The sequence below is a fragment of the Rahnella sikkimica genome (genome assembly GCF_002951615.1).
Classification (GTDB): domain Bacteria; phylum Pseudomonadota; class Gammaproteobacteria; order Enterobacterales; family Enterobacteriaceae; genus Rahnella; species Rahnella sikkimica.
This window is the reverse complement of sequence record NZ_CP019062.1, coordinates 1,992,546-2,005,240: the sequence shown is the minus strand read 5'-3', so window position 1 is coordinate 2,005,240 and position 12,695 is coordinate 1,992,546. Positions and strand designations below refer to the sequence as shown.

The 12,695-nt window shown below is 52.1% G+C and carries 9 protein-coding genes; 5 read left to right on the top strand and 4 right to left on the bottom strand.

The features are described 5' to 3' along the window. Positions 1 to 73 precede the first annotated feature (73 nt). Together BV494_RS09095 and yebS are read right to left on the bottom strand one after the other, a co-directional pair. Positions 74 to 2,704, bottom strand: a complete 2,631-nt coding sequence (locus BV494_RS09095) for a PqiB family protein (RefSeq protein ID WP_104922584.1) — start codon at positions 2,702 to 2,704, stop codon at positions 74 to 76. Beyond that, a complete protein-coding gene (gene yebS / locus BV494_RS09090) occupies positions 2,673 to 3,920 on the bottom strand; it encodes a membrane integrity lipid transport subunit YebS (protein ID WP_104922583.1) in 1,248 nt (415 codons plus the stop codon). Before yebS ends, BV494_RS09095 begins: the two co-directional genes overlap by 32 nt. 256 nt (positions 3,921 to 4,176) lie before the next feature. Here yebS and msrC point away from each other — a divergent pair, with 256 nt between their 5' ends. The 4 genes from msrC (at position 4,177) to htpX (ending at position 8,715) form a co-directional block, all read left to right on the top strand. Next, a complete protein-coding gene (gene msrC, locus BV494_RS09085) occupies positions 4,177 to 4,674 on the top strand; it encodes a free L-methionine (R)-S-oxide reductase MsrC (RefSeq protein WP_104922582.1) in 498 nt (165 codons plus the stop codon). A 95-nt stretch (positions 4,675 to 4,769) separates the two neighbouring features. Then, a complete protein-coding gene (proQ, locus tag BV494_RS09080) occupies positions 4,770 to 5,459 on the top strand; it encodes an RNA chaperone ProQ (protein WP_104922581.1) in 690 nt (229 codons plus the stop codon). Between the two features lie 19 nt (positions 5,460 to 5,478). Then, positions 5,479 to 7,551, top strand: a complete 2,073-nt coding sequence (gene prc, locus BV494_RS09075; protein WP_104922580.1) for a carboxy terminal-processing peptidase — start codon at positions 5,479 to 5,481, stop codon at positions 7,549 to 7,551. Positions 7,552 to 7,836: 285 nt separating this feature from the next. Beyond that, a complete protein-coding gene (gene htpX / locus BV494_RS09070) occupies positions 7,837 to 8,715 on the top strand; it encodes a protease HtpX (protein ID WP_104922579.1) in 879 nt (292 codons plus the stop codon). Positions 8,716 to 8,781: 66 nt separating this feature from the next. Here the strand turns inward: htpX and BV494_RS09065 are convergent, their stop codons facing one another. Further along, positions 8,782 to 10,176 (bottom strand): MFS transporter, encoded by a 1,395-nt coding sequence (locus tag BV494_RS09065; protein WP_104922578.1) that lies wholly within the window; start codon positions 10,174 to 10,176, stop codon positions 8,782 to 8,784. A 239-nt stretch (positions 10,177 to 10,415) separates the two neighbouring features. Between BV494_RS09065 and kdgR the strand changes: the two genes are divergently transcribed. Beyond that, complete coding sequence (gene kdgR, locus BV494_RS09060) at positions 10,416 to 11,207, top strand: DNA-binding transcriptional regulator KdgR (RefSeq protein WP_104922577.1); 792 nt, start codon at positions 10,416 to 10,418, stop codon at positions 11,205 to 11,207. Between the two features lie 77 nt (positions 11,208 to 11,284). Here the strand turns inward: kdgR and BV494_RS09055 are convergent, their stop codons facing one another. Beyond that, on the bottom strand, positions 11,285 to 12,676 hold the full coding sequence (locus BV494_RS09055; protein WP_104922576.1) for an L-cystine transporter: 1,392 nt from the start codon (positions 12,674 to 12,676) through the stop codon (positions 11,285 to 11,287). Positions 12,677 to 12,695 lie beyond the last annotated feature (19 nt).

Here is a 12,695-nt window from a genome sequence, read left to right as displayed (position 1 = left end):
GAGGAAGGCGCGCACGTTACCGTGATGCAATGAAGAGGCCACCCGAAGGTGGCCTCTGAAAGGGGGAAAACGTTTAAGTTCTTGGGATCGCCGTTCCCCATTTTTGCCAGTCTTTTGGCGCTTCCGGATTGAGCAGGAAGTGGTTACCGTTAGCGGCTTTCGGTGCCAGCGGTGTGGTCGGCGGCGTCGCGAAGGCAATCCCGCCACGGATAAACTGCTGGAATGTCCCGCTTTTAAATACACCACCGGTCAGGCCGAACTGTAAGTCGTAACCCGATGCCAGCCAGAACACGGAATTCTCGCGTACCAGATACTGGTATTTTTTACTGATCCGCAAGGTCACATTCACACGATCGGCCATCGCGCCCAGATAGAAGCCCGAAACTGTACCCACTTCGATGCCCCGGAACAGCACCGGTGTACCGATTTGCAGTGAGCCGACTTCTGCTGCGTCCACCACGATACCCAGCCCGTCGGTATAGCGGGAATCCGTAATGGTGGATTCCTGCAAATCAAAGTTACGTGCTGGCACGCCTTTACCGGCTTCAACGTTAATATACGGCTGGAGAAGCGTATCGAGATTGCTAACGCCTCCGGCTGAAATCTCAGGCGAAACAATCGAGAAACGCGAGCCACGGCGGGCAAAACTGTCGACGTATTCCGGATAAAGCACGGCTTTAGCGGCAACCTGATTGAGCTGAGGATCCAGTTTCAGGGATTCGACCTGACCGATATTTATCCCCAGATAACGGATCGGCATGCCCGCTGAGAGTTTGCTGGCATCGTAGGTATTGAGCGTGATCTGGCTGCCTACGGCGCGTGCTGAGGTTTCTGAAGCATAAAGGATGCGCTTGGTCCCCTTACTGGTCAGCACGCCTTCAAAATTATCGAAGCTGATCGCCCCTTTCAGTGCGCGGTCGAGCGGTGATGCCTGAACGGTAAGGCCGCTGCCGTTAAGTTGAACTTTCGCGCCACCTTCTGCCCAGAAAATACTTTTCTCCGTCAGCAGGTTGCGGTATTGCGGCAAAATATAGACATCAACGTCAAATTCACTGGCTTTCGGGCGTACGTTAACAATCTGGCCCACCTGGAATTTACGGTAAAGCACAATGGAGCCGGCCTGAATGTCTGGCAGACTTTTCGCCGTCAGCGTCAGTGTTGCGCCGGGCTGGTCGCCCTGAATACCTTCAGCCGCTTTTTCCGCGTTGCTGTACAACGGATATTTCTGTGCCGGTTCGCCTTTGGTGCCCGGAATAATGCGGATGCCACCATCGACCCATTCCTGCGCGCTGGCACCCAGCACTTCCATACCGTCGATACCCAGTTTCACGTCAACGCGACTGTTCACCACAAACTTGCTGTCTTTATGCAGTAAGTTTTTGTATTCCGGTTTGATGGCGGCATTAAACAAAATACCTTCATCTGTCAGCGTGCGGTCGATAACCTGACCGACGGTAATGCCATACAATTTGATAGGCTGACCCGCATCGATGCCATAGCTTTGCGGCGCGATCAGCTGAATCTTGCTGGTGCCCGGATCCTGAAGCAGGCGCTGGTTGCTGTCGAGAACGATGAAGTGTTTCTGCGCATCGCCGTCGCCGGGGATCAGTTCCAGCGTATTACCGGTCAGCAACTGGCTGATATTGGCATTATTCAGGCTGAGTTTCGGGCTGTTCATTTCAATACGCGTACCGGTGCGCATCATATCCAGCACGGAAGGATCGACGGTCAGTTTCCCGGTGACTTTATTATCCGGCTGCAAGGTGATTTTTGTCAGCGTCCCGACCTGCAAACCCTGATACATCAGTGGTGTTTGCCCTTCGGAAAGGCCGTTGCCGTTTGGTAAATCAAGATCGATTTCCACACCGCGCTGGCTTTGCGCCAGATCAGGATAAAGTACGTAAGACTGATCGGCTTTTGCCGGATGCCCGTCATCCGGAGAATCCATCGAGATCGCGCCGTTAACCAGTGCCGCCAGACTTTCCATCTGAACCTTTGCGCCGCTCAGGCTGAAATCGCCCTTAAAGCCGGAGACATTCCAGAATCGGGTATTGTCTTTGACCAGATTGGCGAAGCGTTTATCGATGAGCAAATCAATCGTCACGCCGTCGTTACCGCTTTCTATGTCGTAATCGTAGACTTTGCCGACAGGAATTTTACGGTAATACACCAGCGAACCGGTGCTCAGTGAACCCAGATCTTTCGAGTGCAGATGAATCATCAGCTCGCCGGTATTCAGACGAAATTTCGGCTGCGTATCCAGGGCGACGAAGTGATCTTTTTCTTTGCCAGGGCCGGGCATCATACCGATGTAGTTACCGCCCACCAGTGCATCGAGGCCAGACACGCCCGCCAGCGACGCTTTTGGCGTCACCAGCCAGAATTGTGTCCCTTCACGCAGCGCGTCGGACAGATCGCTTTTGATGCTGACCCTCACCTGAATGGTACGAAGATCTTTGCTCAGGCTGATGGATTCGACTGAACCCACTTCAACGCCCTGATAACGCACCGGCGTTCGGCCCGCAACGATGCCCGCCGCTGACTGGAAATCGATAGTGACAGTTGTTCCCCGCTCCTGATAGTTGCTGTAAATCAACCATCCGGCGATGAGTAAAGCAATAAATGGCAGTAGCCAGAAGGGTGAAATCCGGCGCCTGTGTTTTATCCGTGCTTCAGTCGGTGTATTCGGCGTTTCCTGTTGCATGTGCATCCCAAATCAAGCGGCTATCAAGCCATTCAACGGCAAGAATGGTGAGGATCACGGCAGAGCCAAAATAAAAGGCGGCCGGTCCCATTGTAAAAGACAAAAGCTGGTCACGATTTACCAGCGACATCATCAATGAAATAACAAACAAATCGAGCATTGACCAGCGTCCGATCCAGGTCACCAGCCGTAAGAGACGAATACGCGTTTTCAATCCCTGAATCGCTTTGAAATGGATGCTGAGCAGTAACGTCAGCATCACGATAACCTTTGTAAAAGGCACCAGCACGCTGGCGATAAAAACGATGGCGGCAATCGGCACGTTACCTGACGTGGCAAGCGATACGACGCCGGTAAAAATGGTGTCTTTCAGTTGTTGCCCGTTGGCGTAAATGATTGAAATGGGCAACAAGTTCGCGGGGATCAAAAAGATAATTGCCGCGATCAGCGCCGCCCAGGTTTTTTGCAAACTGTGCTTATAGCGCAGACGCATCGGCACATGGCAACGCGGACAGCGGCCGCGTTCATCAGGTTGTCCGGTAAATTTACAGGCCAGACACAAACGCAGCGAAGAAGGCACGCCTTTGGGCCGGCGCTGCGGATAAAATTCTTCCCACAGCTGTTCGATATTCAGGTTAATCATCGTCAGTGTGACCATGAGGGTCATCATCAGATAGGCCGTCAGCGCGATGCCGACATTGATGTCGGCATATTCTTTCACTTTGATACTGGCGACGGCCATGCCAATCAGATAAATATCGAGCATTACCCAGTCTTTCAGACGGTCAAGCATCAGCAAAACGGGTCTCAGGTTCATCCCCAGTTTGCTGCCAAAATGCAGATAAAGAATGGAGAGGGCCAGCGTCAGCGGCGCGCCGATGGTACAGAACGCGACCATGCTGGCGGTGACCGGATCACCCTGGCGCGACATTTGCCATATGCCTTCCAGCAGGCTGGCGTCAATGCGTGTGCCGAGCAGGCGAATGCTGATGAGCGGTTCGGAATAGGCGAACGGCATCAGCAATAAAATGCTGATGGCGATGGTGATCAGCCGGGGCAGAGAACAAACCCGGCCCTTTTCAACTTTGGCATTGCAGCGGGGACAGTGCGCCGTTTGCGTCCGCAGCAGCGCAGGAAGCGCAAAAAGGTAGTCACATTCACTGCAGCGCTGGTAGCGAACGTGCGGCAGTTGGGCTGAAATTGTGTGTATTTTCATAGTACCTGGAATAATAAAGAATACCTGTTGTTACAATTACGCATCCCCAGCGGGGGCAGGCGAGGCCATTGAGCCAATATCAGCCAGGTTTTTTTGACAAAATAACGTATTATGCGGTCGGCAAACAGTTATTGTAGGTGAGTCTTTTTGATGTCACACAGGATTAACCTTGTTCATATGGGCATTTAATGCTTATTTTAGAGAGGTTAAGCACACCAGAACGGCTCAGTGCCCTTAGGTTATTATTGGTTACTACATGAATAAAGAAGCATTCTACACGGAATTAAAACGTGATTTGAGCGCGTTGATCGGCGGAGAAAACAATTTTATTGCGACTCTGTCGAACGCCAGTGCCTTACTTTTTGAACGTCTTGACGGCGTGAACTGGGTAGGTTTTTATCTGATGGACGGCTCATCGCTGGTGCTGGGGCCATTCCAGGGTAAAATCGCTTGCGTGCGTATTCCGGTAGGAAAAGGCGTTTGCGGTACCGCAGCTGCGGAAAATGCCGTTCAGCGTGTCGGTGATGTACATGCCTTCCCGGGCCACATCGCTTGTGACGCTGCAAGTAATGCCGAAATTGTCCTTCCCGTCACGGTGAAAGGCACAGTTATCGGCGTATTAGACATTGATAGCACCGTTTATCAGCGCTTCGATGAAGCCGATGAACAGGGGCTGACAGAGTTAGTCAGCGGGCTTTGCCAGCATCTCGAAAACTGCGATGCTGAAAAATATGTCAATCTGATCGTAAGTTGATCGTCGGATAACGTGGCATTTAATAATGGCGTCATTATAATGGCGCCTGTTCATGCCTGCGCCGGTTGGCAAACCCGTTGTAATCAGGAAATTTCATGGAAAATCAACCTAAGTTGAACAGTAGTAAAGAAGTCATCGCCTTTTTGGCTGAGCGGTTCCCGCTCTGTTTTACCGCCGAAGGCGAAGCACGCCCATTAAAGATCGGTATCTTTGCGGATTTGGTCGAGCGCGTGCAAGGTGAAGAGAATCTGAGCAAAACTCAGTTACGCTCTGCTCTGCGTCTGTATACCTCAAGCTGGCGCTATCTGTACGGCGTTAAAGTTGGCGCTGAACGCGTTGACCTTGATGGTAACTCATGTGGCGTTCTCGAAGAGCAGCACGTCGAACATGCCCGTAAACAGTTGGAAGAAGCAAAAGCCCGCGTTCAGGCACAACGTGCAGAACAACAGGCTAAACGTCGTGAAGCCGGTGAAACCACTGAGCCACGTCGCCCACGTCCGGCTGCTAAAAAACCTGCGCCGCGTCGTGAAAATGCGCCCGCAGCTGTGGCTGGTCAGGAAAATCGCAAACCACGTACACCTCGCCCACCGCGTGAGGAAAAACGTGAACCGCGTCAGGTGCCAGTAACAGACATTTCAAAACTGCAAATTGGCCAGGAAATCAAAGTCAGAGCAGGTCAGAGTGCGATGGATGCCACCGTTTTGGAAATTGCCAAAGACGGTGTTCGCGTTCAGCTCTCTTCGGGTCTGGCGATGATCGTGCGCGCAGAACACTTGCAGTTCTGATACGGAGGCCAACTCAGGCATGAACAAATTTGTCAGATTAAGCGTTATCGCGGGTCTGTTAATGGCAGGGGCAGGGCTGGTGAATACCAGCTTTGCAGCGAACGAGAGTGCACCGGTAACTCTCGCTCAACTCCCTAACTTAACGCAAGATCCGCAAGATGCAACGGTAAGCGAGCGTGTTACGGCACGCTTTACCCGTTCACATTATCGTCAGTTCGACCTTAATTCAGATTTCTCAGCGAAAATCTTCGACCGTTACCTCAACATGCTCGATTATGGCCATAACGTACTCATGGCTTCCGACGTGGCGCAGTTTAGTGATAAGCGAGCCACTTTGGGTGAGGAACTGAAATCCGGTCAGTTAACCACGCCTTATGCCTTATTCAATCTGGCGCAAAAACGTCGCTTTGAACGCTATGACTATGCGTTGAAAGTGCTTGAGCGTCCGATGAGTTTCACTGGCAACGACACGATTGAACTTGATCGCAGTAAAGCACCGTGGCCGAAAGACCGCGCTGAGCTGGATAAATTGTGGGATGCAAAAGTCAAATATGACGAGCTGAACCTCAAACTGACCGGTAAAAACGATCAGGAAATTCGTGATGTGCTCTCCAAACGTTATCATTTTGCGATGAAACGTCTGACTCAGAGCAACAGCGAAGACGTGTTCCAGTTGGTGATGAATGCCTTTGCGCATGAAATTGACCCGCACACCAATTATCTCTCTCCTCGTAGCACTGAGCAGTTCAATACCGAAATGAGCCTGTCTCTGGAAGGTATCGGTGCCGTTCTGCAGGGGGACGATGATTATACTGTCATCAATTCAATGGTAGCTGGAGGCCCGGCGGCCAAGAGTAAAGCCATTGCTGTGGGTGATCGTATTGTCGGTGTGGGCCAGGTTCAGGCCGGCAAACCTACCCCTATCGTCGATGTGATCGGCTGGCGTCTCGATGACGTTGTCGCGCTCATCAAAGGACCTAAAGGCAGCAAAGTGCGCCTGCAGATCCTGCCTGCGGGCAAAAATGCTAAAAACCACGTCATTACCCTGACTCGTGAAAAAATCCGTCTGGAAGATCGCGCGGTCAAAATGACCATCAAAAATGTCGGCGCTCAAAAAGTGGCCGTGATGGACATTCCTGGGTTCTACGTGGGGCTGACAGATGATGTCAAAGTCCAGTTGCAGAAAATGGCGAAGCAAAACGTGAACAGTCTGGTCATCGATCTGCGCACTAATGGCGGCGGTGCACTGACTGAAGCGGTTTCTCTGTCAGGTCTGTTTATTCCAAGTGGCCCTGTTGTTCAGGTTCGCGATAACAACGGTCGTATCCGCCAGGATAGCGATACCGATGGCGTCGTGTACTACAAAGGTCCGCTGGTGGTGCTGGTTGACCGCTTCAGTGCGTCAGCATCGGAAATCTTTGCAGCAGCCATGCAGGATTATGGCCGTGCGCTGATTGTCGGTGAGCCAACCTTCGGCAAAGGGACCGTTCAGCAATACCGTTCACTGAACCGCATCTATGATCAGATGCTGCGTCCGGAATGGCCTGCGTTGGGCTCTGTGCAGTACACCATCCAGAAATTCTATCGTATCAACGGTGGCAGTACTCAGCGTAAAGGGGTTACCCCGGATATTCTGATGCCAACCGGTATTGAATCGATTGAAACGGGTGAAAAATTCGAAGATAACGCGCTTCCGTGGGACAGTATTAACGCGGCGACTTACAGCAAATTGGGCGACATGAAACCGTTCCTGCCTGAATTACTGAAAGATCATGAAGCCCGTATCGCGCAGGATCCTGAGTTCCAGTATATCCAGCAAGATATCGCCCGTTATAAAGCATTGAAGGACAAACGTGATACCGCCTCCCTGAATTACGCCCAGCGTGATAAAGAGGACAAAGAGGATGATGCATTACGTCTGAGCCGCCTGAACGAACGCTTCAAACGCGAAGGTAAGAAACCACTGAAATCTCTCGATGATTTGCCGAAAGACTATGTGGCACCGGACCCTTATCTCGATGAAGCTGACCACATTGCCGTTGACTTGGGCAATCTGGAAAAAGCTCAGGGCGACCAGGCCGCGGCGAAGTAATCCTTCACCCGGTGGTCAGATGAAGAAGCGCACTCCGGTGCGCTTTTTTTATGTGCCAAAACGAGCCCGGAAGCGCGTCGGGGGCGTGGAAACTCCATAGATTTCAGCAGTGGTTGTGAAATAAAACCCTTCAAAATGTAAAGTATTGTGATTTTGGGCCTTTAGCGGGCAGGGACTCTTGAATCTGGGCAAGAAGCCCATAGGATCACTACAGCCGGGCAGGCTATGTGCCGGTGGTGTGACTCAATCAATAACAAAGAAATAACAATGAGGAAGTGAAATTTTATGATGCGTATAGCGTTGTTCCTGCTGACAAACCTGGCGGTTATGCTGGTCTTTGGGCTGGTGTTAAGCCTGACGGGCATCCAGTCCAGCAGCGTGCCGGGGCTGATGATCATGGCCGGGCTGTTTGGCTTCGGTGGTGCTATTGTCTCGTTGCTGATGTCGAAGTGGATGGCGTTGCGTTCGGTGGGTGGTGAAGTTATTGAGCAGCCACGAAATGAAACTGAGCGCTGGTTGATGGAAACGGTTCGTCGCCAGTCTCAGCAGGCAGGCATTGCCATGCCGCAGGTCGCGATTTATCACGCGCCAGATATTAACGCGTTCGCAACCGGCGCGCGTCGCGACGCCTCGCTGGTGGCAGTGAGCACCGGTTTGCTGCAAAGCATGAATCAGGACGAAGCCGAAGCGGTTATCGCCCACGAAATCAGCCACATTGCTAACGGCGATATGGTCACCATGACGTTGATTCAGGGGATTGTGAACACCTTCGTGATCTTCATTTCGCGTCTGATTGCGCAGGTGGCTTCTGGTTTTCTGTCCGGCAACCGTGACGGCGAAGAGAGCAACGGCAACCCGATGATTTACTTTGCCGTGGCGACGGTGCTTGAGCTGGTCTTTGGTATTCTGGCGAGCATTATCACCATGTGGTTCTCGCGTCACCGTGAGTTCTACGCGGATGCCGGTTCGGCGAAACTGGTGGGGCGTGAAAAGATGATTGCAGCATTGCAGCGTCTGAAAACAAGCCATGAACCGCAGGAAGCGGGCAGCATGATGGCGTTTTGTATCAACGGCAAATCGAAGTCTTTCAGTGAGCTGTTTATGTCTCACCCGCCGCTGGACAAACGTATCGAAGCGCTGCGCAGCGGTCAGTATATTAAATAAACGTCCGTTGGTTTATGCGTAAAAAAATGCCTGGCTTGTGCCAGGCATTTTACTTTCAGGAGGCGGCTATTTAGAACTTTCTGCCGCTTTCTGGCTGCTGGTTTTTTGCGTCATCCGCATCAGACTGACCAGAGCCCCCGTACCGGCGAGTGTACCTGCCAGAATTAATGATGCATGCGTTCCGTGAGAAGGGAACAGGTTAAACATCAGGGCGACCATTGCCGCACCGGTTGTCTGCCCCAAAAGGCGGGCGGTTCCCAGTAGCCCGCTCGCGCCCCCGCTGCGGTTACGCGGTGCGGAAGTGATGATGGTGTGATTGTTGGGAGACTGGAACAAACCGAAGCCTGCGCCGCACAACAACATGCGCCAGATAATATCCAGATGCGAAGGTTCTGGTGGCAGTAAAGAGAGTGAAAATAGCCCGAACGAAAAGACAATCAACCCGATGCCGCCGAGCATCCCCGGATGAAAACGTTCGACCAGACGGCCGGCAATCGGTGCCATCACCATCGTAGCCAGCGGCCACGGCGTCAGCAAAAGGCCGGTATCTACGGAGTTAAGCCCCAGCGTATTTTGCAAGAAGAAGGGCAGTGAAACGAATGCCAGCATTTGAGCACTGAAAGAGCACAGTGATGTGCCCAGAGACAGGCTGAAAATAGGGATGCGCAGTAAATCCACGGGCAATAACGGGAACGGCTTCGACAACTGACGACGCACGAAGAACCAGCCGATAATCAGCAGCGCAACGACCTCGCCCAAAATCAGCATATGATTCATACCTTGCGCAAATCCGCTGATTGCACTGATAAGCAGGCCAAACGTCAGTGCATTCATCACGCTGCTGGTGATATCAAAACGCTGCCCCTGACTGCGGGTTGAGTTGGCTGGAAGAAATTTCAGACCCAGGATCAGCGCGACAATACCTATCGGGACGTTAATCGCAAACAACCACTGCCACGACGCGACAGACAGGATCCCCGCCGCAATCGTCGGCCCTGCGGCGGAAGAAACGGCCACAATCAGCGCGTTAATTCCCACACCCCTGCCAAGAAATCGTTGCGGATAAATGATACGTATCAGCGCGGTATTGACGCTCATGATCGCCGCCGCCCCGAACCCCTGCAACACCCGCGCTACGGTCAGCGTCAGCAGCGAATCGGAGAGGGCGCAAAACAGAGAAGTGATACTGAACACAAGCAGGCCGGTCTGATAGATACGGCGATAGCCAAAAATATCACCCAAAGACGCCAGCGAAAGCAGTGAAATGGTGATCGCCAACTGGTAGGCATTGACGACCCAGATGGAGGCCGCCGGGCTGGCATGAAAATCATTGGCAATAGTGGGCAACGCGACATTCGCGATTGCGCCGTCCAGCACCGAAACGGTAATACCCAGAGCGATTGCGAGGATTGCGCCATAACGTTGTGGAACGGGAAGCCCGTCATTGGGTGTAGGAGTCATGAGTTATGTCAGTGCGTAGTCATCAGAGAGGGGAATATTACTACGCTAATGAAGTTAAAGTGACAATTGTCACATGATGTAATGAATTTTTTATCGATATCTTTGTTATGAAACTGGGTTAACAGTTCTTACATTCTCAGGCTTCGGGCCGATTGCTTCTCCGCGACGCTTACCCCTATAATAAAAACCACGTTCTATTTTTTTTGAAACAAAACTTACGCGAGCAGGTAATTCATCCTATGGCTATCGCAGATCTTGATAAGCAACCCGATTCTGTTTCTTCCGTTCTGAAGGTTTTTGGCATTTTGCAGGCGCTGGGCGAAGAGCGCGAGATTGGTATTACTGAACTTTCTCAGCGCGTAATGATGTCCAAAAGTACGGTTTATCGTTTTTTGCAGACGATGAAGTCTTTGGGATATGTGGCGCAGGAGGGGGAGTCTGAAAAGTATTCGCTCACTCTAAAGCTATTCGAGTTGGGCGCGAAAGCGCTGCAAAATGTGGATCTGATCCGCAGTGCGGATATTCAGATGCGTGAATTGTCCCGCCTGACACGCGAAACAATTCACCTTGGCGCGCTGGATGAAGACGGTATTGTCTACATTCATAAAATCGATTCGATGTACAACCTGCGCATGCATTCGCGCATTGGCCGCCGAAATCCGCTGCACACCACCGCTATCGGTAAAGTGCTTCTGGCCTGGGGCGATAAAGCCGAAGTCAGCGAGTTGTTGCAGGAAATTGAATTCACCCGCAGCACTGAAAATACCATCATGAATGCCGATGATTTGCAGACGGCGCTCGATCAGGTGCGCGTGCAGGGTTATGGCGAAGATAATGAAGAGCAGGAGCAGGGGCTTCGCTGCATCGCGGTTCCCGTGTTTGACCGTTTTGGCGTGGTGATTGCTGGCCTGAGTATTTCTTTCCCAACGATCCGTTTTTCAGAGGAAAGCAAAGCGCATTACGTCGAAATGCTGCATACCGCTGCGCGCAACATCTCAGAACAAATTGGTTTTCACGACTATCCGTTCTGAGTTTTTGCATAAATAATGCAGATATAAAAAAACCGAAGCCAGATGGCTTCGGTTTTTTTGTTATCAGCGAACCGGGATCAGCGATGAGCCAGTTCAGCTGTTTCTTCAGAGTCCATTACCGTTTTATCTGTCTGTTTCAGTAACTGGCTGGTGATCGTTCCGGCAGTCATAGAACCACTTACGTTCAGAGCAGTTCGGCCCATATCAATCAGTGGCTCGACGGAGATCAACAGCGCGACCAGCGTGACCGGCAGGCCCATCGCGGGTAACACGATAAGTGCTGCGAAAGTCGCGCCGCCGCCCACGCCGGCAACACCGGCCGAGCTTAGGGTCACTATCCCAACCAGCGTGGCAATCCAGACCGGATCAAACGGGTTGATGCCGACAGTCGGCGCGACCATCACAGCCAGCATTGTCGGGTATAAACCGGCACAGCCATTCTGACCGATAGTGGCACCAAAGGATGCTGCGAAGCTGGCGATCGACTCCGGGATACCCAGACGGCGCGTTTGCGCTTCAACACTCAGGGGAATGGTGGCGGCGCTGGAACGGCTGGTGAATGCGAAGGTCAGCACCGGCCAGACTTTACGGAAGAATTTCGCCGGGTTAACGCCGGTGAAAGACAACAGCACGGCGTGAACCACGAACATAATACCCAGGCCGAGGTAAGACGCCACCACGAAACTGCCCAGTTTCATGATGTCCTGAATGTTAGAACCGGCAACCACTTTGGTCATCAGTGCCAGAACGCCGTAAGGGGTCAGTTTCATGACCAGGCGAACCAGTTTCATCACCCAGGCTTGCAGGGTATCGATGAATGCCAGAACGCGGGGGCCTTTCTCCGCATCATCTTTAACCAGCTGAAGCGCCGCAACGCCAACAAAGGCCGCGAAAATCACCACGCTGATGATGGACGTCGGGCTTGCACCGGTCAGATCAGCAAACGGGTTCTTAGGAATAAAGGAAAGAATCAGCAGAGGAACGCTCAGGTCAGCCACTTTGCCTACGTAGTTGGACTGGATAGCAGCCAGGCGCGCGGTTTCCTGCGTTCCCTGTACCAGACCGTCCGCCGTCAGGCCGAAAAGACCGGTGACGAAAATCCCTACCAGAGAGGCGATAAGCGTAGTAAACAGCAGTGTACCGATGGTCAGGAAGCTGATTTTACCCAGCGAAGAGGCATTATGTAATTTCGCCACGGCGCTCAGGATCGAGACAAAAACCAGCGGCATCACAATCATTTGCAACAGCTGAACATAGCCGTTACCCACGATGTTGAACCAGGTAATAGAGGTTTTCAGAACCGGGTCGTCAGAACCATAAATCAGTTGCAGTGCCAGCCCAAATAAAACACCCAGTGCCAGACCTGCTAAAACTTTTTTTGCCAGACTCCATTGCTTGTGGCGGGTTTGCCCCAGCAGCAAAAGGAGGGCAACGAAAACCACTACGTTAATCACGAGCGGAAAATTCATACCAGACTCCAAACTTATA

Coding starts and splice junctions, on each gene's coding strand:
- prc (WP_104922580.1), top strand. CDS start 5,479: ATGAACAAATTTGTCAGATTAAGCGTTATCGCGGGTCTGTTAATGGCA.
- BV494_RS09065 (WP_104922578.1), bottom strand. CDS start 10,176: ATGACTCCTACACCCAATGACGGGCTTCCCGTTCCACAACGTTATGGC.
- BV494_RS09055 (WP_104922576.1), bottom strand. CDS start 12,676: ATGAATTTTCCGCTCGTGATTAACGTAGTGGTTTTCGTTGCCCTCCTT.
- msrC (WP_104922582.1), top strand. CDS start 4,177: ATGAATAAAGAAGCATTCTACACGGAATTAAAACGTGATTTGAGCGCG.
- htpX (WP_104922579.1), top strand. CDS start 7,837: ATGATGCGTATAGCGTTGTTCCTGCTGACAAACCTGGCGGTTATGCTG.
- proQ (WP_104922581.1), top strand. CDS start 4,770: ATGGAAAATCAACCTAAGTTGAACAGTAGTAAAGAAGTCATCGCCTTT.
- BV494_RS09095 (WP_104922584.1), bottom strand. CDS start 2,704: ATGCAACAGGAAACGCCGAATACACCGACTGAAGCACGGATAAAACAC.
- kdgR (WP_104922577.1), top strand. CDS start 10,416: ATGGCTATCGCAGATCTTGATAAGCAACCCGATTCTGTTTCTTCCGTT.
- yebS (WP_104922583.1), bottom strand. CDS start 3,920: ATGAAAATACACACAATTTCAGCCCAACTGCCGCACGTTCGCTACCAG.